The sequence below is a fragment of the Serratia sp. H402Y genome (assembly GCF_051172415.1).
Classification (GTDB): domain Bacteria; phylum Pseudomonadota; class Gammaproteobacteria; order Enterobacterales; family Enterobacteriaceae; genus Serratia; species Serratia ureilytica.
In genome coordinates this window covers 89,985-110,855 of record NZ_JBPIYZ010000004.1, presented here as the reverse complement: position 1 = coordinate 110,855, position 20,871 = coordinate 89,985, and the positions used below count along the sequence as shown (strand labels likewise).

Here is a 20,871-nt window from a genome sequence, read left to right as displayed (position 1 = left end):
CTTGCAGGCCCGCTTGATGCGGGCCTTTTTTATGGTGAGAACTCAGTGGCGGCCTGCGACTGACTTTTATGATAAAAAAGCCCGCGCAACGGCGGGCTGAGCAGGGAAGGACGTTTAACGCCCTTTTTTCTTGCGTCCTGGCTGGGTAAAGCGCTTGCGGCCGGCCGGCGCAGCGGTTTTATCGGCGCTTTTCGGTCCGCCGGCGCTCGGTTTTTTCGCCGGGGCAGATTTGGCCGGGGCTTTCTTCGTCGGTTTAGCCTCGGACGAAGAGCCTTCAATCAGCTTGAACAGCTCAATCAGCTCGTCATCGGTCAGATCGCGCCATTCGCCCAGCGGCAAGCCCTTCAGGCTGACGTTCATGATGCGCGTGCGTTCCAGCTTGGTGACCTCATAGCCGAAGTGTTCGCACATGCGGCGGATCTGGCGGTTCAGCCCCTGCACCAGCGTGATGCGGAACACGAACGGCGCTTCTTTCTTCACCTTGCATTTTTTTGTCACCGTGCCAAGCATCGGCACGCCGGCGCCCATGCCGCGAATAAACTCGTCGGTCACTGGCTTGTTGACCGTCACCAGATACTCTTTCTCGTGATTGTTGCCGGCGCGCAGGATCTTGTTGACCAGGTCACCGTGGTTGGTCAGAAAGATCAGCCCCTGCGAATCCTTGTCCAAGCGGCCGATCGGGAAGATGCGCTTGCTGTGGTTGACGAAGTCGGTGATGTTGTCGCGCTCGCCGTCCTCGGTGGTGGTGACGATGCCGACCGGTTTGTTCAGCGCGATCAGCACCAGGTCTTCTTCATTGCGCGGTTCGATCAGCTGACCGTTAACCTTCACCACATCGCCGGCAAATACCTGGGCGCCAACGGTGGCGCGTTTACCGTTGATGAAAACGTTGCCCTGTTCGATGTATCGATCGGCGTCGCGGCGTGAGCAGATACCGCTCTCGCTAATGTATTTGTTCAGACGAATGGATGAGTTAGTCAGCATGGGATCTCCGTAAAACGCGGACTATACATTACCCGGATGGCGCTGCGAAGCGAATCATGCAGGGGGGGCTGGATAAGCGTATCCTGACCACGGTTGCTACAAAGGTATTTGCAATATTTTTTTTCGTTTAATTAATTATAGAAAATCGATGGGGATTTCCCTGAAAGTCATTCAAGTTATAAATGGATTATGCCAAATGCAATTCTTTAAGAGTTCATGTATAGATTCATTTTAAAAAAGTATTAGGATATTGATAAATTCAAGGAGGGATAAATGAACGCATTGGCCGAAGAAGGGACATTACGACGTATGACCATAGGGGAAATAAAATTGGCTCGCCATATATATGGAAGCTCAATTATATATGGTCGTGTATGGATACACTGTGATAGCTATTTCTCGTTTGGCTTACAAAACAGAAGTTATGCCATGGCACCTAATGGTGAGTTATGGTTACGGAGGGAGCTCTATAAAGACGATTTTTCTGATAATAGGGTTCTGATAGAAGATAAACATCTTTTCATCCATGAATTGGGGCATGTATGGCAACATCAGCATGGACAATGGGTAAGAATGCGTGGGTTGTTTAGTTGGGCGGCTGAGTACAACTATCGTCTTGATAGAAATAAAATTACTGATTACTCGCTGGAACAACAAGCTTCGATTTTTGCTGATTACTGGCTGCTGTTGGTTTATGGTATTGAAACGTGGCGTTATTATCAACGTCCTGGACGAGTGGGTAGGTACAGGGGAACCGATAGTTTGCGTGACATTCATGCACTTTATCAAAAAATTATTAGGGGATGAGAGGGAGCATGAAAAAATATGTGGTTCTATTCACGGCCTGCTTCTTGGTCGGCTGTCCGGGGCCTGGCGATAAGTTTACTCCGCGTTTCCCCGCCGTCGTCACTGCCAAAGATAACCATGTCTGCATTCTTTCTTCTATGAAGGCGGGGGATAATATCCGCTTCGTTCAGATTTATAGCGAATCAGGCGATAAGCTCATTAAAGATATCGATAATGACGCTTTTTTTGTTGAACCGGGGAGGTGCATGCCGGTATTCGACTATGCTTTTCGGCCAGGGAGGCGCTATTCCGTCGCCTACGATGTACAGACACCCGAAGGTTCGCATTTGATTACCGCCGCATTCATGGTTGTCTCCGACGAACGGGGCAACCTGAGGGTTAACGATTAACGTATGTTCTTAGGTTCAGTTTGTTGGGCTGCGTTAGGTTGTAGAATGAAAGGCTATGAAAAAATTTGCCCTGTTGCTCGCTAACGTATTGGCTGTTGTTGGGCTGGCTGTGCTGACAATAAAGCTTTTTCCTGTACCCAGGCTAAACCAGAATCAAACCGCTTGGCTGATTGACGCCAGTGAGTTTTTTCATTTTAACGATACGGAATGGTTTGGCGCGCTCGTTTTTGGCGCGGTTTATCTGTTGGCTGGATGTCTGGAATGGTTCTTTATCCGCCTAATCTTTCAACGGGTGAGCTGAGGACACCGTCATTAACTCTCATCACCGTTCCCCCACCTTCACCACCCGGGTGTTAAGCGGGGTGAGCGTCTGCCCGGCGTTGCCGATCGGCGTCAGGCGCGGCACGGGGCGGCCGCTGTCGCTTTCCACCAGCGTTGAATGCGCCTCTCCTTCGGCGAACAGATGATCTTCCCCCCACTGGCGCAGGCCAACGATCACCGGAAACAGCGCGCGGCCTTTCTCGGTCAGCACATACTCCTGATAGGCACTGCCGTCTGCGGCGGGCACGATCTCCAGCACGCCGTGCGTCACCAGGGCGCGCAGCCGGGTGGCAAGAATGTTCTTCGCCATCCCCAGCCCTTTTTGAAATTCGCTGAAACGGGTGACGCCGTCGAAGGCGTCGCGCACGATCAGCAGCGACCACCAGTCGCCAATCACATCCAGCGTGCGCGCCACCGGGCACGGCGCGTCTTCCAGGCTCTTACGTTTCACGACGATTATCTCCTGCTGCATATTCTGGTTGCATTATAAAACCTCTGCACCTAAAGTTCATTGGGTTTAATAATGAAACCACATTGAGGTGTACGATGAGCGACAAACTGCTGGAACCTCCCTGTGCGGCATTGGGGCGCCTGCCGGCCGCCCTGGTGCTGCTGTTGGCCGCCGCCAGCGCCTTTAGCGTGGCCAACGTTTACTATGCGCAGCCGCTGTTAGACGCCATCGCCCGCGATTTTTCCATCAGCCTGGCGGCGGTCGGCATGGTGATCGCCGTGACTCAGTTGGGCTGCGCGCTGGCGTTGCTGTTGGTGGTGCCGCTGGGGGATCGGTTGAACCGGCATCGATTGCTGGCGGGGCAACAGCTGGGGCTGATCGCTGCGCTGCTGCTGGTGGGCTGGGCGCCCAGCGCGGCCTGGCTGCTGGTGGGGATGATGCTGGTGGGGCTACTGGGCACCGCCATGACGCAGGGCCTGATCGCGTTCGCCGCCGCCCTGGCGCCGCCGCAGGAGCGCGGGCGGGTAGTCGGCGCGGCGCAGGGCGGGGTGGTGCTGGGGTTGCTGCTGGCGCGCACTCTCTCCGGCGCGCTGGCGGACGTTGGCGGCTGGCGCACGGTGTACTTCTTCTCCGCCGGAGTGACGTTGGTATTGCTGCCGATCCTGTCGCGCCTGCTGCCAGCGGCACGCACCGTTTCCAGCACGCTGAGTTATCCCGCGCTGCTGGGTTCAATGTTGAGCCTGTTGCTGCATGACCGCACGCTGCAAATTCGCGGCATGCTGGCGCTGCTGATGTTCGGCGCTTTCAGCCTCTTTTGGAGTTCGCTGGTGTTGCCGCTGAGCCGGCCGCCGTTCAACTTCACCCATGCCGCGGTGGGAGCGTTCGGCCTGGTCGGCGCGGTGGGCGCGCTGGCGGCGGTGCGCGCCGGGCATCTGGCGGATCGCGGGTTGGGGCAGGCGGCCAGCGGCGCATGTCTGCTGCTGTTGACGCTGGCCTGGCTGCCGCTCGGTTTGCTCGGCAGCGGCCTGGTTTGGCTGGTGGCGGGCATCGTGCTGCTGGATCTGGCGGGCCAGGCTATCCATGTGCTGAACCAGAGCATGATTTTCAGCGCACACCCGCAGTCGCACAGCCGGCTGGTGGCCTGCTACATGCTGTTTTACGCCGTCGGCAGCGGGCTGGGCGCCTTTGCCGGCACCCATGTGTACGCCTGGGCGGGCTGGAGCGGCGTTTGCTGGCTGGGGGCGGGCGTCAGCCTGAGCGCATTGCTGTTTTGGCGGCTGACGCTGCGCGGGATGCCGGATGCGGCGGGTAAGGGCTAGTGGGCCGGTGAGTGCATCAGGTAATAATCTTCTTCGCCGTCGTTGCCGGTGGAGATGATGCGCCAGCCGTGCTTGCGGTAGAACGCCAGCGCTTTTTCATTTTTAACCAGGCATTTCAGCGAACCGGTGGCGGTGAAGGTGGCTTGCGCCGCATGCAGCAGCGCACTGCCGACGCCGCGCGGCGGCTGATGGGGATCGACATACAGGTTATGAATGAAGTTATCTTCGCGGTAGACGGAGACGAATCCCAGCAGCGCGCCGCCGTCTTCCGCCACCCAAATCGCTTCGCCCAGCGTCGCGCCGTCGAAATCTTCCAACTGATAGTTTGAGGTATCGCGCCAGCCGAACGCCGCCTTGCGCGACGCCAGGTACAGCGTGCGCAGGAAGGGGCGATCGGTCTCTTGGTAGGGTCTTATCTGCATGGCATCTCCCGGTGGTTTGTGCTCACTATAGCGCATTGCGCGGCGTATGCCCGCTGGGCCAATTTAATCGCTTGTTTGTCCGCGCCGCCGCTGGCATGATCCCCTGCAGGGATTAACGCAACGTTGATCACAACCTATTGATTTTCATGACTCGGGGTGCCCTTCCGCGTGAAGGCTGAGAAATACCCGTATTACCTGATCTGGATAATGCCAGCGTAGGGAAGTCACGGCCGCTCAACCGGCGCCGCCTTCTTGAACGCCGGTTGGGAGGAATATGATCGCTCGACCTGATGCACTACCCGGCGCCCGCGCCGCGGCCTGCCTGACCCAATTCCAACAGCGGCCTCCGCTGATCCACTGCCTGACCAACGAAGTGGTGCAGTCGCTGACCGCCAACGTGCTATTGGCGCTCGGCGCTTCCCCTGCGATGGTGGTGGAGCCGCAAGAGGCGGCGCAGTTCAGCGCGCTGGCCGACGGCCTGCTGATCAACGTCGGCACCCTCAACGCGCTGCGCGCCGAATCGATGCGGGCGGCGGTGGCCGCCGCCAATCGGGCCGGCAAGCCCTGGACGCTGGATCCGGTGGCGGTCGGCGCGCTCTCCTACCGCACCGCCTTCGCCAAACAGCTGCTGGACGAGAAACCGGCGGCGATACGCGGCAACGCCTCGGAAATCATGGCGCTCAGCGGGTTGCTGGCCAGCGGCCGCGGCGTGGATAGCGGCGACGACTCGCTGGCGGCATTGCCCGCCGCGCGTGAGCTGGCGCAGCGCAGCGGCGCGGTGGTGGCGGTCACCGGCGCGGTGGATTACGTCACCGACGGCCAACGCGATTGGGCGATCGAAGGCGGCTCTCCGCTGATGACGCGGGTGGTGGGCACCGGCTGCGCGCTGTCGGCGGTGGTGGCGGCGTTTTGCGCCCTGCCGGGCGATCGCCTGGACAACGTGGCGACCGCCTGCCGGGTGATGTCCCACTGCGGCGGCCTGGCGGCCAGGCAGGCCGCCGGGCCGGGCAGCTTTACGCCGGCGTTCCTCGATGCGCTGTATCAACTGCGCGGGGAGGATCTGTGATGAAACGCATTAACGCCCTGACCATCGCCGGCACCGATCCCAGCGGCGGCGCCGGCATTCAGGCCGATTTGAAGGCCTTCTCGGCGCTTGGCGCCTACGGCACCTCGGTGATTACCGCGCTGGTGGCGCAAAATACCCGCGGCGTGCAGTCGGTGTATTACATCGATCCGGCGTTCGTCGCCGCGCAGCTGGACTCGGTGTTCAGCGACGTGCGCATCGACAGCGTCAAGATCGGCATGCTGGCCAACGCCGACATCGTGCAGGCGGTGGCCGAACGGCTGCGCCATTACCGGCCGGAATTCGTGGTGCTGGATACCGTGATGCTGGCGAAAAGCGGCGATCCGCTGTTGGCGCCGGAGGCGGTAGAGTCTATCCGGCGCGAGCTGTTGCCGCTGGTGTCGATCATTACGCCGAACCTGCCGGAAGCGGCGGCGCTGCTGGCGTGCGCGCCGGCGGAAGATGAAGCGCAGATGCGCGAGCAGGGGCGGGCGCTGCTGGCGATGGGCTGCCGGGCGGTGCTGATGAAGGGCGGCCACCTGAGCGAAAGCGAGAGCCCGGACTGGCTGTTTACCGCCGAAGGCGAGCAGCGCTTTACCGCGCCGCGCGTCGCCACCCGCCACACCCACGGCACCGGTTGCACGCTTTCGGCCGCGCTGGCGGCGCTGCGCCCGCGCCATGCCGACTGGGCGGCCACGGTGGCCGCCGCCAAGGACTACCTGCAACACGCGCTGCAACAGGCGGACACGCTGGAAGTGGGGCACGGCATCGGGCCGGTGCATCATTTTCACGCCTGGTGGTGAGTCAACTTTTTGCCGCAACCGTGGTCTGACTAGTTCAGGCCCGGTTTACGGGCGAAACCTGATTTAACCTAGGGAGAAGGACTATGACGGGACACCAGGCGCTGCGTTGCGCCCTCTTCGGCGCACTGCTCAGCTTCAGCGCGGGCAGCTTCGCTCAGCAGATCGTCACCACATCGGATTTGATTCAGCAGCCGGGGTATCAGGCCAGCTGGCAAAACATGGTCAAAGGCCAGGCGCGGATGCCGGGCTGGGCGCGCAAGGGCGTCGGCACCTCTACGCCGGCGCAAAACTTGAGCTGGAAGGGCAAAGAGTATCTGGTCGGCAACCTGTGCAAGCCGCACGACTGCGGCAACAACTTTTTGATCGTGGCGTTCAGCGCGGACAAATCCCAGGCCTGGGGCGTGCGGGTGGAAGTGGAAGATCGGCCGGAAGCCGTCGATCATCCGAAGAAATACGCCAAGTACCAGTGGCTCGGCAAGCCGGATGACGACATGAAAGCGCTGCTTAAGCAGCAGTTCGAGAACAATCCCGACTGGAAATGATCTGACCGGGGGCGCTGACGATGCCGCCCCCGGCGTCGATCAGCCGATGCCGGCCTGATGCAGATCGTGCAGGTTGAGCGCCCCCACCAGTACACCGTCCATATCGACCACCGGGGCTGCGCTGATGTGCTGTTCGTGCAGCGCTTCCAGCGCTTCGCCGGCGCGCCACTGCTCCGGCAGCCGATAGCCGGGGCGGGTGATCGCCGGGCTGAGCGGATCCTGCAGGCTGTTGCCCTTCACCAGCCAGCGGCGCAGGTCGCCGTCGGTAAACACGCCCACTACCCGCTGCTGCGCGTCGCACACCGCCACCAACCCGAGCCCGGTGCGGCTCAGTTCCAGCATCGCTTCCATCACGTTGGCGCTTTCGCTCACGCGCGGCAGGCGATCGCCGGTGCGCATCAGGTGATGCACGCGGTTCAGCAGGCGCGCCCCCAGGCTGCCGCCCGGGTGCGAGCGGGCGAAGTCTTCCGCATTGAAACCGCGCTGGCGCATCAGCGCCATCGCCAGAGCGTCGCCCATCATCAGGGTGTTGACCGCGCTGGAGGTGGGCGCCAGCCCCATCGGGCAGGCTTCGCGCTCGACGCCGATATCCAGTACGCAGGCCGCGCCCTGCGCCAGGGGCGATTCTTTGCCGCCGGTGATGGCGATCACCGGAATGCCGTTCTCCGCCAGCAGCGGCAGGATCAGATCCAGCTCTTTGGCGCGGCCGGAGTAGGAGATGAACACCACCACGTCGTCGGCGCCGATCATGCCGAGATCGCCGTGCAGCGCCTCCGCCGGATGAACGAAGAACGACGGCGTGCCGGTGCTGGCCAGCGACGCGGCGATTTTTTTGCCGATATGGCCGGACTTGCCGATGCCGGAAATCACCGCTTTGCCGCGGCAGTTCAGCAGCAGCTCGCAGGCGCAGACGAAATTGTCATCCAGGCGCGCCAGCAGGCGCTGCGCTTCGGTCAACTCGATCTCCAGCGTTTCGCGGGCGAAGGCGAGCAGGGCGTTGGCGTTACTCATCGGGGTCTCCTACCAGAATGATATTGATGCCTTTCGCCTGCAGGGCGGCGAGGTAATCGGGGTTGATGTCTCGGTCGGTGATCAGCGTATCGACGGCGCTGAGTTCGCACACCACGTTCGGGCTCTTGCGGCCGAATTTCGAGGAGTCCACCAACAAAATAATGCGGCCGGCGGCTTCGCACATCGCTTTGCTGACGTTGTGCACTTCGTTGAAGGTGGTGACGCCGGCGTTGAGATCGACGCCGTCCGCGCCGATAAACAGCTTGTCGAAGCTGAATTGCTGAAACGCCGATTCGGCCAGGCTGCCGTGGAACGAGGCCGATTTTTTGCGGTAGGTGCCGCCGGGCATCAGGATGGTCTGATCGTTGTCCAGTTCCACCAGCGCGTTGACGATGGTCAGGCTGTTGGTCATCACCGTGATGTTATTGAACTGCGCCAGGTGCGGCACCATCTGCAGCACCGTGCTGCCGGCGTCGAAGATCAGCGAGTCGCCGTCGGCGATCAGCGCCACGGCGGCGCTGGCGATGCGGCGTTTTTTCTCGGTGTTGATATGGGTTTTACGGTCGATTGGCTGATCGCCGTCGTCGCGGCTGAGTACTACGCCGCCGTAGGTGCGGATCACCTCGCCTTCTTCTTCCAGCAGGGTGAGATCTTTGCGGATGGTGGTGCCGGTAGTGGAGAAATGCTCGGCCAGGGCGTCCACTGCCGTTTTGCCATGCTGCTGCAGATATTCAAGGATAGCGGCCTGCCGCTGCTTTGGTTTCATCGCGATTCCCGTTCACAAGAGTGGGGCATTTCCCCTCGCTGAATAATTCACTATGAAAGGTAATGCCTTTTAATGTGAAAATATCACGATTTGGGTTCAATCGCTAACGATAGTGCAGACTGGCATGCGCGATCCTCGGGGAAGATCACATCCGGGCGCAAATCCCGCTGATGCAAACCGTGCAAATGAGGCAGCGGGCGGGGCCGGGCGAAGACGGTCAGGCCGCGCAGCAACAGGCTGCCGCACACCCGCCGATCGGCGTCGAAGGCCAGCGCCAGCACCACCCGCGGGCGAAAACGGCCGCCGGAGCGGCCGACGCCGACGGCGCCCAGTCGGCATAAGCCGTCGAAGGCGCGGTTGAAACGTTGCAGGTGCCACCAGCCGAAGGCGATTTGCAGCAGCCAGGCCAGCAGCGCGAAGGCGATCAAAGCTTGTGTCATGGGGTTCTCCTTATGCCCCCTTCCGCGGAAGGGGGCGTCGGTGGCGTCAGAACATCACCTGGCCGCCGGTGATGTTGATCGATTGGCCGGTGCAGTAAGAGGCCTTATCGCTGGCGTAGAACAGCAGGGTGTTCAGCACGTCCTGGTAGTCGCAGCCGCGCTTCAGCGGCACTTTGTCGATGTAGTACTGCTCCACCTGGTCCGGCGCGATGCCCAATTTTTGCGCGTACTGCGGCAGCAGCGATTGAAACATCGGCGATTTCAGCAGGTTGCCGAGCATCAGCGAATGCACGGTAATGCCGTATTCCGCCAGATCGAGCGCCAGCGACTGCGTCAGCCCCACGCCGCCGAACTTGGCGGCGCTGTAGCCGGAGTTGTGCTTGCTGCCGACCTTGCCGGACTTGGAGTTGATCTGAATGATGCGCCCGGCGATGCCGTCGCGGATCATCAGGCGCGAGAACTCGCGGGCGCAGAGGAAATAGCCCACCAGGTTCACCTGCAGCGAGCGGTCGAAGTCGCCCAGCGGGAAGTCGGTGATCGGCGCCGCCTTGGCGATGCCGGCGCTGTAGACCAGCAGGTTGGTTTGGCCAAATTCCCGGTCAACCGCCGCCGCCAGTGCGAGCACGCTCTGCTCGTCGGTGGCGTCGGCCTGAAAACCGCAGGCGCTGCCTGTGCCGTACTCTTCGTTGATCTGCCGCGCCACCCGATTGGCGTTGTCGGCGTTCAGATCGGCCACCGCCACCCGATAGCCGGCCTGCGCCAGCCCGTGGGACAAAAAGGCGCCTAACGTTTGGCCGCCGCCGATCACTACAGCTACTTCAGACATGGTCTACTCCTTATGCGATAAATGACAGCGTGCTGCCCAACGGGATATCGGTCGGCGTCGGGCCGGAAACGTGGATCGAGCCGGGGAATTCGGCTTCGGCTTCGCCGTCGAAGCGTACGGTGATGTGGCCGAGCTCGCGCAGATTCTGCGTGGCGACGCTGCCGACGGCGGTGATGGCGTAGCGCTGCTGCGCCAGCTCCATCACGCCGCCCACCTGCAGCTCGCCGGCGGTCGCGCCGTGGCGGTGGATGAAGCAGAACTCTTCGATATCCGCCGGCGCGCCTTCACGGAAAGTGATCAGCATGTTGTCCAGCAACGCGTCGCGGGCGCAGCCGCCGATCTGCGTGATGGTGGTATGAAAAATGGTGTGCATAAACGTCTCCCTGGAAATCATGCTATTGATAAATAAAGGCCGAGGCGGCCCAGGCGATCAGGACCGTCGGCGCGCCGGTCAGAAAGCGGCCAACCAGCACTGAAGGCACGCCGACCCGTACGGTGTCCTGTTTGGCTTCCGCCAGCGACAGGCCGACCGGAATGAAATCGCAGGCGGCCTGCGCGTTGATGGCGAACAGCGCGGGCAGCGCCAGCTGCGGCGGGATATGGCCGAGGCCGATCTGCACCCCGACCAGCACGCCGATCACCTGGGCGATGACCGCGCCGGGGCCGAGGAACGGCGACAGCAGCGGGAATGAGCAGATCAGCGCCAGCGTCACCAGGCCGATCGGGCTGTTGGCCAGCGGCGTCAGGCCGTGAGCGATAAAGTCCCCGAGGCCGGAGGCCATGATGATGCCGATCAAGGCCGAGACGAACGCCATAAACGGCAGAATGGTCTTCAGCACGGTGTCGATAGTGTCGCGTCCAGCCTGGAAGAACACCGCCACCACCGATCCCATGCCCATGCCGACCTTCGCCAGCAGCCCGTCGCTTTGTTCGGTGATCTTCTTGCTGGTGTCGTAGTCGCGCGCCTTGGGCGGCGCGGCAACGGCGGCGGCGGCGGGTGGGTTCTCCGTCGCGTCGATTCGGCTGATGTTGTGGTCGCGCACGCCGGAGACATAGATGTCTTCGAGGATAAACTGCGCCAGCGGGCCGGACTGGCCGGTGGCGTGGATGTTGACCGTCGGAATGCGGCGTTTCGGGTACAGGCCGCAGCGCAGGGTGCCGCCGCAGTCGATCACCGCCACGCCGATCTCTTCCGCCGGCGGCTCGCCCTCTTTGAAACCGTCGACGGCGGGCCAACCGGTCAATTCGCTGAGGCGATCGACGATGGAAGGCCGGGTGCCGGCGGTGATGTACACCACTTTTTTGCCGGGTTCTATCGGCAGTTCCAGGGGGCCGCCCCAGCCGCTGGCGCCTTTTTCAATACGGATATAAGCACTCATGCTGCACTCCACGAATTAAAGTTGCACCTGGCGATCCAGACGGATGCCCATCTTGCGTTCGAACAGACTGGTGGTGAGATCGGTGACCCAGCCGCGGAAGAAGTTGGTGAACAGCCCCACCAGGAAATAGCTCACCGCCAACGGGCCGAGCGGCAGGCCGAGGGTGGTCAGGCCGCTGGCGATGCCGAGGTAAACGAACAGTTCGCCGGGGTTGATGTGCGGAAACAGGCCGTTCATCGAGTGGCAGCTGTAGGAGGCCGCCGCGTAGTAGCTCGGCTTGTATTTCTCCGGCATGAAGCGCCCCAGGCTGAGGGTCATCGGGTTGCAGAAGACAAAGGTGCCGATCAGCGGCAGCAGCAGATAACGCGAAACGGGGTTGCCCGCACAGCGCTGCGCCAATCGTTCGATACGTTCCTGGCCAACAAATTTGATCAGCGCGTTCATGATAACCAACAGGCTGATCAACAAAGGCAAAATGCCGGTCACCATGCCGACAAACACTTCACCGCCTTTCTGAAACAGGCCGATAAACCACTCGGCGCCGTGGGTGATTAGCTCAATCATTATGTTCTCCTGTAATGGACTGTTATGGCCTGGAGCGAACGGCGGCTCTGTCGCCATGGGCCTTACAGTAGTCACTTTGTTGGGCTATTTGTTTTAAATAGATCACAATTTGAAAGATAAATATTTTATTTTGAAAGTTTAAAGTGAAAGAAAGAGAAGGTGAACGGCGCGAGAGGCGGGATAACGGGCACAAAAAAGCCCGGCGAACCGGGCTTTGGGACAGGCGGTCTGTCACATCAGGCGATGGTGACCTTCTTGTCCAGGTAGGCGTCTTGTACGGCGTTGATCAGCGCCACGCCGTCTTTCATCGATTTCTTAAACGCTTTACGCCCCAGGATCAGGCCCATGCCGCCGGCGCGTTTGTTGATCACTGCGGTGCGCACCGATTCCTGCAGATCGTTCTCACCGGCGGCGCCGCCGGAGTTGATCAGCCCGGCGCGGCCCATGTAGCAGTTGGCCAGCTGGTAGCGCACCAGATCGATCGGGTGATCGGTGGTCAGCTTGGTGTAGACGCGATCGTCGGTATAGCCGAATTTCACCGCGCGGTAACCGCCGTTGTTTTCGGCCATTTTCTGTTTGACGATGTCGGCGCCGATGGTGGCGGCGATGTGGTTGGCCTGGCCGGTCAGATCGGCGCTGGAGTGGTAGTCCACGCCGTCCTTGTTGAACGCCGGGTTGCGCAGATAGGCCCACAGCACCGTGACCATGCCCAGCTCATGCGCGCGCTCGAAGGCGATCGAGATCTCTTCGATCTGGCGGCGCGACTGCTCGGAGCCGAAGTAAATGGTGGCGCCGACCGCCACTGCGCCCATGTTGAACGCCTGCTCGACGCTGGCGTACAGGGTCTGGTCGTACTGGGTCGGGTAGCTCAGCGTTTCGTTGTGGTTGAGTTTGACCAGGAACGGAATTTTATGCGCGTAGCGGCGCGATACCGACGCCAGCACGCCGTAGGTGGAGGCGACGCAGTTACAGCCGGCTTCAATCGCCAGCTCGACGATGTTCTTCGGATCGAAATACAGCGGGTTGGCGGCGAACGAGGCGGCGGCGGAGTGCTCGATGCCCTGATCGACCGGCAGGATCGACAGGTAACCGGTGCCGCCCAGGCGGCCGTGGTTGAACAGGGTTTGCATCGAACGCAGCACGCTGTTGGGGCGGTTGTTATCGATCATTACGCGGTCGACGAAGTCGGCGCCCGGCAGGTAGAGATTCTCGGCGGGGATAGTGGTACAGCGGTGTTGCAGCAGATCTTCCGCTTCCTTTCCTAGCAACTGCACAATATCAGTCATGATTCACTCCCGATTAAGCTTCTTCATACACCGGCAATGCAAGGGTTTTTGACCACCGGCGTAGTAAAAAAGCGGTGATTGAAGCTGTAAAGCGATGCTACCGAACTTGATCCGGCAAGGACAAACAATAGATGCGATTGAGAGGAAATGCCATTGGCGTAGCCAAATACGCGGGGGCAATCGCCCCCGGCGCGTTAAGTGCTTGATTGTTCGATCTCGCCTGCCTTGGCGTTCCGAGCGGCGAGCGGGCGCAGAGCCGGATTAGCCCAGCAGGGCGCAGTTCGGCGGCAGGCGGCATTCGATGGCCTGCGGCACCACTTCGATGCGGAAATGGCGGCCTTTGAGCGGCTCGCCGTCGAGGTTGAAGGTCATCTCATGCGGCGCGTCGATCTCCAGCCACGGCAGCGCGGCGCTGAGGATGCTGTTGCTCTCTTCGTCGTTGAACAGGGCGGCCACCAGCGCCGGCAGCAGTTCATCGGCGATTAACAGGCGCAGCTGCAACTGCCCGTCGTTAATCAGCGCGTTGGGGCACAGTTCCTGGCCGCCGCCGGCCTGTTTGCCGTTGCCGATGCCGATCACCAGCGCTTCGCCGGCCCAGCGGAAGTCCGGCCCGCGGATTTCACAGCGGTCGGCCTGCAGCGTATCCATGCGCAATAAGCCGTGAACGAAGTAGGACACGCCGCCCAACGCCGCCTTCAGCTTCTCCGGCGTTTCAGTGGTGATACGGGTGCCGAAGCCGCCGGTGGCCATGTTGATGAAGTAGCGCTCGCCGTTGACCTTGGCCAGATCGATAGGCACCGAGCGGCCCTTGATCGCCAGCTGCAGCGCCTGCTCGGGCGAGAGGGGAATGTTGCAGGCCATGGCGAAGTCGTTGGCGGTGCCGAGCGGCAAAATGCCCAGCGCCGGCCGACCTTGCGCCGGCAGTTGCGCCAGCGCGGCGGCCACTTCGTTGATGGTGCCGTCACCGCCGCCGGCGACGACGGTGCCGACGCCGAGCCGAGCGGCTTCCGCGACGTAGCGCGCGGCGTCGCCGTGTTCCCAGGTGACGCGCACGTGCAGCGTTATCTGCTCTTCGCGCAGCCGGTTGACGGCCTGGCGCAGCTCTTCGTTGCCGGCGCCCTTGCCGTTGATGATAAGCAGTGCTGGTGCATGTGAGTGTTGAGGCATTGCCGAGCTCCTCCGGCGGAAAACCAATAATGCCTCAAGATAAACCAGCCCAGGCCGCCAAGCCATCAGAATATTCAGCTAATTCCGGTTATTTCCCATTGCGCCGTGAATATGAAGACGATGCGAATTTATCTGAATTTAACCTGACAATAAGCGCAATTTTAATGGCGGCAGGATTAATCGCTATAGCGTTATTTATATATCGATGTGGCGTTATTATTTTTATTAAAATGGATAACGGGAAAACGTAATGAGAAATAGGCGCGCCGGCGGCAATGGCGGGCCCATAAAGAAAAAGCCAGCCCAAGGGAGATTGGGCCGGCTAAGGAGGTGGTTCCTAGTATTGCTATGCAAATATTTTCGTTGTTCGTTTTAAGCAGCGTGATAGTAACCAAGCTGCGGGCACATTGATGTGATCCAATTCTAATATTTGCTAAAAATCGCCGCCGAATGACGGCGATTCATTGTTAGGCTCCGGCGCTATTTTCTTCCGCCAAATTGCGGATCAGCAAAGCATAATTGAGATCGATATCCTGCGGGATCGGCAAATAAACGATATGGCCGTTGCCCGGCGCGACCTCAATCGGCTCGCCTTTCTTATTTTGCATGCTTTCGAGGGTGAACAGCACGTTGCCGCCCGGCGTCATCATCTCGACGCTGTCGCCGAGTGAGAATTTATTCTTCACGTCGACTTCCGCCCAGCCTTCGCGGCGCACGCCGGTGAACTCGCCGACGAACTGCTGGCGCTCGGAGAGCGAAGAGCCGTAGTCGTAGTTCTGCTGCGCTTCGTGCACGTGGCGGCGCAGGAAGCCTTCGGTATAGCCGCGGTGCGCCAGGCCTTCCAGCGTGGTGAGCAGGGTCGGATCGAACGGTTTGCCGGCAACGGCGTCGTCGATGGCGCGGCGGTAGACCTGGGCGGTGCGCGCGCAGTAGTAAAAGGACTTGGTGCGCCCTTCGATCTTCAACGAATGCACGCCGAGCTGCGTCAGACGCTCTACGTGCTGGATGGCGCGCAGATCCTTGGAGTTCATGATGTAGGTGCCGTGTTCGTCCTCGAAGGCGCTCATATATTCGCCTGGTTTTTGCGTCTCAGACAGCATGAATACCTTGTCGGTCGGCGCGCCGATGCCCAGCGTCGGCTCGACGGTCTGCACCGGGATCGGCTCGTGCAGGTGCACGATATTGCCGGTGTCGTCCTCTTTGCCTTCTTCCGCCTTGTACTGCCAACGGCAGGCGTTGGTGCAGGTGCCCTGGTTGGGATCGCGCTTGTTGATGTAGCCGGACAGCAGGCAGCGGCCGGAGTAGGCCATGCACAGCGCGCCGTGGACGAAGATCTCCAGCTCCATGTCCGGCACTTCGGCGCGGATCTCGGCGATCTCTTCCAGCGACAGCTCGCGCGACAGGATCACGCGGGTCAGGCCCATTTGTTTCCAGAACTTCACCGTCGCCCAGTTAACGGCGTTGGCCTGCACCGACAGGTGGATGTCCATCTGCGGGAAGGCTTCGCGCACCATCATGATCAGGCCAGGATCGGACATGATCAGCGCATCCGGGCCCATATCGACTACCGGTTTCAGATCGCGCAGGAAGGTTTTCAGCTTGGCGTTGTGCGGGGCGATGTTGACCACCACGTAGAATTTTTTGCCCAGCGCGTGCGCTTCGTTGATGCCCTGCGCCAGATTCTCGTGGTTGAACTCGTTGTTGCGCACCCGCAGGCTGTAGCGCGGCTGGCCGGCGTAAACCGCATCGGCGCCGTAGGCGAAGGCGTAACGCATGTTTTTCAGCGTGCCGGCCGGGGAGAGAAGTTCCGGTGTAAACATAGTGTGTCTCGGTCTGATTTCAGGTCAGCACCACGCCACCTGATGGCGCAGTAAAAGCGGGGGATTGTAGCCGCGGCGCGGCAAAAAATCAGCAGTTAACCGGATTTATTCAAGGGAGATTGATCCCGGTCAAACGGAAAACGCGCGATGGCGGCCACCGCGCGGGCGAAACGGGGGATCAGGCGCTCAAATCGCGAATGTCGGTGGTCGGGCCGTTTTTAATCACCGACTGGATACCGTTTTTGGCTGCGCTTTCGGAGCTGTACATTTCGCTGACGCCGATCACCTGATGGTTCTTGGCCTTCAGCACAAAGTAGGGCTGGTTGCTGGTGCTGTGCTTCAGCTCAAACTGCGCTTCATGCGGCGAATTGGTCTGCACCGAGGCGATGCCGTTCTCCGCCGACGCTTTGCTGGCGTACATCTCGCTGGCCAGAATGATCTCGCCGTTACTGGCTTTCAGGTTGAAGTGGTACTGTCCGTTCTTTGCTTTTTTCAGCTCGTAATGACCGATTGCCATGGTTCTTCTCCTGTAGGTTCCGATTCGTGATGTAAGTGTAGCCAATCGCTTGAAAATCGGTGGCTAAACCTCACAGCAGCTTAGTCGAAAAAATGCGCAATTTTTTTGCGCCGGCGCGGAGTTTTCGCCCGAGAAGCCCGGCGCCGCACGGGAAGCTAAGAGAGGGGCGGTGATTGCGCAGTGCAGTATTTGGGACGTCTAAGCCGTGTAACACTCGCGATTTCATCTTGGCGGGTTCACCTCGCAGAGATAAAATAGGGTAAATTTTGCACAGGAGCGCCAAGGATGGAAAAAATCGAACGGTCAGTAGGAAATGATAAAAGCGAGGGCAGCGATAAAGATTGGGAGCCTCTGTTGAGAATGATCGCTAACACAGCCCTACCACACGACTTCCTGCTGTCGGATGAGCGACAACAGGGTGTGGCTGACCGCGCGCCTTGGTGGAACGCGGTCGATTCTCTCCCCTAAACCCCATTCACCAGCCGGCAGGGCTCGGCTTCCCAGCGGTAACCGACGCCGTATACCGAGCGGATAAAGGATTTTTGCCCGTCGATCAGCTCCAGCTTGCGGCGCAGGTTTTTGATGTGGCTGTCGATGGTGCGGTCGGTGACCACCCGATAGTCGTCATACAGGTTGTTCAGCAGCTGCTCGCGCGAAAATACGTTGCCCGGCTGGCTGGCCAACGTTTTCAGCAGGCGGAACTCCGCCGGCGTCAGATCCAGCAACTGCCCCTGATAGCTGGCCTGGAAACGCGGTTCATCGATGTGCAGCAGGTCATCTTCCCGCGCATTCTCCTGCGGCCGATAGCTGCGGCGCAGAATGGTTTTCACCCGCGCCACCACTTCGCGCGGGCTGTAGGGTTTGCAGATGTAATCGTCGGCGCCGATCTCCAGCCCCAGCAGGCGGTCAATCTCTTCGATTTTCGCCGTCACCATCACGATCGGCACGTCGCTGAAGCGGCGCAGCTCGCGGCACACCGTCAGCCCATCGGCGCCCGGCAGCATCAGATCGAGCAAGATCAGCGCCGGCGGATGCTGGTGCACGGTCGGCACCACTTCGTTGCCGTTGGTCAGCCAACGGGTGGCGTAGCCCGCCGCCTGCAGATAATCCACCAGCAGCTGGCCCAGCTTGGGCTCATCTTCAACAATCATGATCTGCACGGGTTGATTCTGAATGTCCATCAGGGCGCCTTATTTTTTATCGGGGTAGCAAATTCTACTGTAATGCGCACGCCGCCTAAAGGCGAATGCTCGGCGCGGATTTTTCCGTCGTGCGCTTCCACGATGTTGTGGCAGATCGCCAGCCCCAAACCGGAACCGCCGCTGGCGCGGTTGCGCGAGCCTTCCGCCCGGTAGAAACGTTCGAAAATGCGCGTCAGTTGCTGATCGCTGATGCCTGGCGCGCTGTCCTGCCAGCAGAGGGATAGCCGCCCCGGCTGCAGCTCGGCACTGATTTCCAGCCGGCCGCCGGCATCGGTGTAGCGCAGGCTGTTTTCCAACAGGTTATTGAACAGTTGATTCAGGCGATCGGGATCGCCGAACAGCGGCGCCTGGGGCGGCAGATGGGTGACGATCTCCAGCCCTTTGGCGCGAAAGCGCTCGCGGAAGGCGGCGACGGCGATCTGCAGCAGATGCACGCAGTCCACCGACGATTTGCGATAGGCCAGCGCGCCGAGATCGGAGAGCGAAAGCTGGTGCAGGTCGTCGACCAGTTTGGTCAGGGTGGACACCTCGGCCTGCAGCGAGCTGAGCGACGCGGGCGTCGGCTGGCGCACGCCGTCCTGCAGCGCCTCCAGCTCGCCGCGCAGCACCGCCAACGGCGTGCGCAGTTCGTGCGACACGTCGGCCATAAAGGCGCGGCGCATCTGTTCATTTTTCTCCAGCGAGGTGGCCAACTGGTTGAAGTCGTGCGCCAGCCTGCCCAGCTCATCCTGGCTGCTGACCGCCACGCGGGCGGTGAAGTCGCCCGCCGCCAATCGATGGGTGCCCGCCACCAGGCGTTTAACCGGGGCCAGCATGCCGCGCGACAGTAGCCAGGTCACCGCCGCCGCCAGCAGGGTGGAGAGCGCGACGATGATCCAGCTGGTGCGGCGCTGCTGGCGATCGAAGTTGATGTCGGTATTGCGCGTCAGGCGTTCGACCGGGGTAGTGAGCACCCAACCGACGATCTCGTTGTTGTAGCGGATCGGGTGGCGCGGCCCCTCTTTCGGCAACGGGCCGGAATGCCCGACCAGCCGATTGAACTGGCTGTCCACCACCCAAAACTGGGTGCGCCAGCCTTTGGGCGGCAGGTTGTGGCTGCTGTCGCTGTTCTGCTCGAACGAACGCATGATTTGGTAGACCACCTGATCGTTGTTGCGCAGGAATATCCAGTTGCCATGATGGCTGTACTGCTCCTCCAGCGCTTCGCTCAGCATGTTGATGCGCTGCTCGTTACTGCTCTTGATGTAGTCGATAAAACCGCGCTCAAAGCTGACGCGCACCCCCCAGTGCATGGTGATCAACACCAGCATGCAGGTGGCGAAAATGGCCAGGAACAGCTTCCCGGTAATGCCTATCTTCATTGCAACCTCGTTGAGCCGGTGCCCGGCTCTTTGGCCAGCGTGCGGTTAGGCGCGCTATCCGCCGGCACGCGCGCGAAGGCCAGCGCGGGCAGGGCGATAATCAACGCCATACAGCAGTAGCTGTAAATAAATGCGCTGTGGATGGCCGGGCTGTCGGCCACCGCCTGGTGATGGGCGAAGCTGCCGATCAAGATGCCGGCGACGCTGACGCCGAGGCTCATCGACAGCTGCATGACCATCGACAACAGGCTGTTGCCGCTGCTGGCCAGGCGGTCCGGCAGGTCTTTCAGCGTCAGGGTATTCATCGCCGAGAAGCGCAATGCGTTGACCATCCCCTGGAAGAACAGTATCACCGGCAGCAGCCACAGCCAGCCGAGCATCGCCGCCAGCAGGAAACTCAGGCTGACCAGCGCCAGCAGCAGCGTGGCGGCCACCAGCACGTTGCGGTAGCCGAAGCGGTTGACCACCTGCACCACGATGCGCTTCATGCCCATGCTGCCGATGATCATCGGGATCATCATCAGCCCGGCGTGGAACGGCGTGAAGCCCATGCCCACCTGCAGAAACAGCGGTGTCATGAACGGCAGCATGCCGCTGCCGATGCGCCCCAGCAGACTGGCCAGCAGCCCGATCTTGTAGGTCGGGGTGCGCAGCAGCCGCAGCGAGAACAGGGCGCGGCTATTGCCGTAGGCATGCCAAACATACCCCAACAACGCCGCCGCGCCCAGCGCCACCAGGCCGGCGATGGCGCCGCCGGTCAGGCCCATGCCTTTGTGGCCGTCGAGCGCCAGCGTCAGCGACGCCATGCCGATCGCCAGCAGGAAAAAGCCGCTGAGATCGAAGCGGCGGGTCTGCATTTGGTAGTTGGGCATCAGCAGCAGCGTGGCGATGGCGCCCACGATGCCCACCGGAATATTGATCAGGAAAATCCAGTGCCAGCTGGCGTATTGCACCAGAAGTCCGCCCAGCGCCGGCCCCATCAGCGGGCCGATCTGGCCCGGCAGCGTCACGAAGGTCATCGCCGCCATGTACTGCTCGCGCGGCACGATCTTCATCACCGTCAGGCGGCCGACCGGCACCATCATCGCGCCGCCGATGCCCTGAAGCACGCGCGAGGCGATCAGCTCGTTCAGGGTTGCCGAGCGGGCGCAGAGGAGGGAGCCGAGGGTAAACAGCACAATGGCGCTGAAAAACACCCGCTGTACGCCGACCTTGTCCGCCAGCCAGCCGCTGGCCGGCAGCGTCACCGCCACCGTCAGCACATAGGCGACGATCACCGACTGCATGCGCAGCGGGTTCTCCCCCAGGCTGGCGGCCATCGAGGGCAGGGCGGTATTGACGATAGTGGTATCCAGCGTCTGCATAAAGAAGCCGAACGCCACTATCCAGAGTTGCCAACGTACCGTGGCGGTGTGTTTCATCAGCATCGGT

26 protein-coding genes and 1 riboswitch are annotated in these 20,871 nt (G+C 60.9%); of the genes, 9 read left to right on the top strand and 17 right to left on the bottom strand.

Annotated features, from left to right (window positions below; genetic code table 11):
• Positions 1 to 114: 114 nt before the first annotated feature.
• Positions 115 to 984 carry a 23S rRNA pseudouridine(2604) synthase RluF gene (rluF, locus tag ACSBQS_RS18980; protein WP_033651557.1) on the bottom strand — a complete coding sequence of 290 codons (870 nt, stop codon included), beginning with the start codon at positions 982 to 984 and terminating at the stop codon, positions 115 to 117.
• Between the two features lie 273 nt (positions 985 to 1,257).
• Here rluF and ACSBQS_RS18975 point away from each other — a divergent pair, with 273 nt between their 5' ends.
• From ACSBQS_RS18975 to ACSBQS_RS18965, 3 genes are read left to right on the top strand one after another with little or no spacing between them, the layout of a single operon-like run.
• Entirely contained in the window at positions 1,258 to 1,791 is a 534-nt protein-coding gene (locus tag ACSBQS_RS18975; RefSeq protein WP_197666687.1) for a type IV secretion protein Rhs, read from the top strand.
• An 8-nt stretch (positions 1,792 to 1,799) separates the two neighbouring features.
• Positions 1,800 to 2,180, top strand: coding sequence for a putative T6SS immunity periplasmic lipoprotein (locus tag ACSBQS_RS18970; protein ID WP_049866702.1), 381 nt, complete (start codon positions 1,800 to 1,802; stop codon positions 2,178 to 2,180).
• A gap of 55 nt (positions 2,181 to 2,235) precedes the next feature.
• The gene (locus ACSBQS_RS18965; RefSeq protein WP_047025601.1) at positions 2,236 to 2,481 is read left to right on the top strand and encodes a DUF1158 family protein; all 246 of its coding nucleotides are present in this window, start codon (positions 2,236 to 2,238) and stop codon (positions 2,479 to 2,481) included.
• Between the two features lie 21 nt (positions 2,482 to 2,502).
• Here the strand turns inward: ACSBQS_RS18965 and ACSBQS_RS18960 are convergent, their stop codons facing one another.
• Entirely contained in the window at positions 2,503 to 2,952 is a 450-nt protein-coding gene (locus ACSBQS_RS18960; RefSeq protein ID WP_042785200.1) for a winged helix-turn-helix transcriptional regulator, read from the bottom strand.
• A 95-nt stretch (positions 2,953 to 3,047) separates the two neighbouring features.
• Here ACSBQS_RS18960 and ACSBQS_RS18955 point away from each other — a divergent pair, with 95 nt between their 5' ends.
• Complete coding sequence (locus ACSBQS_RS18955) at positions 3,048 to 4,271, top strand: MFS transporter (RefSeq protein ID WP_047025602.1); 1,224 nt, start codon at positions 3,048 to 3,050, stop codon at positions 4,269 to 4,271.
• On the opposite strand, the gene ACSBQS_RS18950 is transcribed toward ACSBQS_RS18955, so the two are convergent.
• A complete protein-coding gene (locus tag ACSBQS_RS18950; RefSeq protein ID WP_047025603.1) occupies positions 4,268 to 4,693 on the bottom strand; it encodes a GNAT family N-acetyltransferase in 426 nt (141 codons plus the stop codon). The two genes, ACSBQS_RS18955 and ACSBQS_RS18950, sit on opposite strands and share 4 nt — an antisense overlap.
• A 142-nt stretch (positions 4,694 to 4,835) precedes the next feature.
• Positions 4,836 to 4,932: riboswitch (TPP riboswitch) on the top strand.
• A gap of 35 nt (positions 4,933 to 4,967) precedes the next feature.
• Between ACSBQS_RS18950 and thiM the strand changes: the two genes are divergently transcribed.
• The 3 genes from thiM to ACSBQS_RS18935 all read left to right on the top strand — a co-directional run bounded on the left by thiM (position 4,968) and on the right by ACSBQS_RS18935 (position 7,101).
• On the top strand, positions 4,968 to 5,759 hold the full coding sequence (gene thiM / locus ACSBQS_RS18945) for a hydroxyethylthiazole kinase (protein ID WP_033651555.1): 792 nt from the start codon (positions 4,968 to 4,970) through the stop codon (positions 5,757 to 5,759).
• A complete protein-coding gene (thiD, locus tag ACSBQS_RS18940) occupies positions 5,759 to 6,559 on the top strand; it encodes a bifunctional hydroxymethylpyrimidine kinase/phosphomethylpyrimidine kinase (protein ID WP_033651554.1) in 801 nt (266 codons plus the stop codon). The genes thiM and thiD overlap by 1 nt, the downstream gene beginning before the upstream one ends.
• 83 nt (positions 6,560 to 6,642) lie before the next feature.
• Positions 6,643 to 7,101, top strand: coding sequence for an inhibitor of vertebrate lysozyme family protein (locus tag ACSBQS_RS18935; RefSeq protein ID WP_033644072.1), 459 nt, complete (start codon positions 6,643 to 6,645; stop codon positions 7,099 to 7,101).
• A gap of 39 nt (positions 7,102 to 7,140) precedes the next feature.
• Here the strand turns inward: ACSBQS_RS18935 and gutQ are convergent, their stop codons facing one another.
• From gutQ to yegS, 9 genes are all read right to left on the bottom strand, one after another.
• Positions 7,141 to 8,112 carry an arabinose-5-phosphate isomerase GutQ gene (gutQ, locus tag ACSBQS_RS18930; protein ID WP_069100799.1) on the bottom strand — a complete coding sequence of 324 codons (972 nt, stop codon included), beginning with the start codon at positions 8,110 to 8,112 and terminating at the stop codon, positions 7,141 to 7,143.
• Positions 8,105 to 8,878: a glucitol operon DNA-binding transcriptional repressor SrlR gene (srlR, locus tag ACSBQS_RS18925; RefSeq protein ID WP_033644070.1), complete on the bottom strand. Its 774-nt coding sequence runs from the start codon at positions 8,876 to 8,878 to the stop codon at positions 8,105 to 8,107. Before srlR ends, gutQ begins: the two co-directional genes overlap by 8 nt.
• An 83-nt stretch (positions 8,879 to 8,961) precedes the next feature.
• Entirely contained in the window at positions 8,962 to 9,318 is a 357-nt protein-coding gene (gene gutM / locus ACSBQS_RS18920; RefSeq protein ID WP_434991275.1) for a transcriptional regulator GutM, read from the bottom strand.
• Positions 9,319 to 9,364: 46 nt separating this feature from the next.
• Positions 9,365 to 10,144: a sorbitol-6-phosphate dehydrogenase gene (gene srlD / locus ACSBQS_RS18915; protein WP_047025605.1), complete on the bottom strand. Its 780-nt coding sequence runs from the start codon at positions 10,142 to 10,144 to the stop codon at positions 9,365 to 9,367.
• Between the two features lie 10 nt (positions 10,145 to 10,154).
• Positions 10,155 to 10,517, bottom strand: a complete 363-nt coding sequence (gene srlB, locus ACSBQS_RS18910) for a PTS glucitol/sorbitol transporter subunit IIA (RefSeq protein WP_004941520.1) — start codon at positions 10,515 to 10,517, stop codon at positions 10,155 to 10,157.
• A 22-nt stretch (positions 10,518 to 10,539) separates the two neighbouring features.
• Positions 10,540 to 11,523: a PTS glucitol/sorbitol transporter subunit IIB gene (gene srlE / locus ACSBQS_RS18905; RefSeq protein WP_042785195.1), complete on the bottom strand. Its 984-nt coding sequence runs from the start codon at positions 11,521 to 11,523 to the stop codon at positions 10,540 to 10,542.
• A gap of 15 nt (positions 11,524 to 11,538) precedes the next feature.
• Positions 11,539 to 12,087 (bottom strand): PTS glucitol/sorbitol transporter subunit IIC, encoded by a 549-nt coding sequence (gene srlA / locus ACSBQS_RS18900; RefSeq protein WP_004941528.1) that lies wholly within the window; start codon positions 12,085 to 12,087, stop codon positions 11,539 to 11,541.
• Positions 12,088 to 12,323: 236 nt separating this feature from the next.
• On the bottom strand, positions 12,324 to 13,373 hold the full coding sequence (gene fbaB / locus ACSBQS_RS18895) for a class I fructose-bisphosphate aldolase (protein WP_015378749.1): 1,050 nt from the start codon (positions 13,371 to 13,373) through the stop codon (positions 12,324 to 12,326).
• Between the two features lie 261 nt (positions 13,374 to 13,634).
• Positions 13,635 to 14,540 carry a lipid kinase YegS gene (gene yegS, locus ACSBQS_RS18890; RefSeq protein ID WP_033644066.1) on the bottom strand — a complete coding sequence of 302 codons (906 nt, stop codon included), beginning with the start codon at positions 14,538 to 14,540 and terminating at the stop codon, positions 13,635 to 13,637.
• Positions 14,541 to 14,569: 29 nt separating this feature from the next.
• On the opposite strand from yegS, the gene ACSBQS_RS18885 reads away from it, so the two are divergent.
• On the top strand, positions 14,570 to 14,791 hold the full coding sequence (locus ACSBQS_RS18885; RefSeq protein WP_127897175.1) for a hypothetical protein: 222 nt from the start codon (positions 14,570 to 14,572) through the stop codon (positions 14,789 to 14,791).
• A gap of 216 nt (positions 14,792 to 15,007) precedes the next feature.
• Here the strand turns inward: ACSBQS_RS18885 and yegQ are convergent, their stop codons facing one another.
• Positions 15,008 to 16,360, bottom strand: a complete 1,353-nt coding sequence (yegQ, locus tag ACSBQS_RS18880) for a tRNA 5-hydroxyuridine modification protein YegQ (RefSeq protein ID WP_197750028.1) — start codon at positions 16,358 to 16,360, stop codon at positions 15,008 to 15,010.
• 178 nt (positions 16,361 to 16,538) lie between these two features.
• Positions 16,539 to 16,877 carry a YegP family protein gene (locus ACSBQS_RS18875; protein WP_033644064.1) on the bottom strand — a complete coding sequence of 113 codons (339 nt, stop codon included), beginning with the start codon at positions 16,875 to 16,877 and terminating at the stop codon, positions 16,539 to 16,541.
• A 285-nt stretch (positions 16,878 to 17,162) separates the two neighbouring features.
• Between ACSBQS_RS18875 and ACSBQS_RS18870 the strand changes: the two genes are divergently transcribed.
• The gene (locus ACSBQS_RS18870; protein WP_046687632.1) at positions 17,163 to 17,345 is read left to right on the top strand and encodes a hypothetical protein; all 183 of its coding nucleotides are present in this window, start codon (positions 17,163 to 17,165) and stop codon (positions 17,343 to 17,345) included.
• Here ACSBQS_RS18870 and baeR read toward each other — a convergent pair.
• From baeR to mdtD, 3 genes are read right to left on the bottom strand one after another with little or no spacing between them, the layout of a single operon-like run.
• The gene (baeR, locus tag ACSBQS_RS18865; RefSeq protein WP_033644062.1) at positions 17,342 to 18,058 is read right to left on the bottom strand and encodes a two-component system response regulator BaeR; all 717 of its coding nucleotides are present in this window, start codon (positions 18,056 to 18,058) and stop codon (positions 17,342 to 17,344) included. The two genes, ACSBQS_RS18870 and baeR, sit on opposite strands and share 4 nt — an antisense overlap.
• Positions 18,058 to 19,440 (bottom strand): two-component system sensor histidine kinase BaeS, encoded by a 1,383-nt coding sequence (gene baeS / locus ACSBQS_RS18860; RefSeq protein ID WP_033644061.1) that lies wholly within the window; start codon positions 19,438 to 19,440, stop codon positions 18,058 to 18,060. The genes baeR and baeS overlap by 1 nt, the downstream gene beginning before the upstream one ends.
• On the bottom strand, positions 19,437 to 20,867 hold the full coding sequence (gene mdtD / locus ACSBQS_RS18855; protein ID WP_033644060.1) for a multidrug transporter subunit MdtD: 1,431 nt from the start codon (positions 20,865 to 20,867) through the stop codon (positions 19,437 to 19,439). Before mdtD ends, baeS begins: the two co-directional genes overlap by 4 nt.
• Positions 20,868 to 20,871 lie beyond the last annotated feature (4 nt).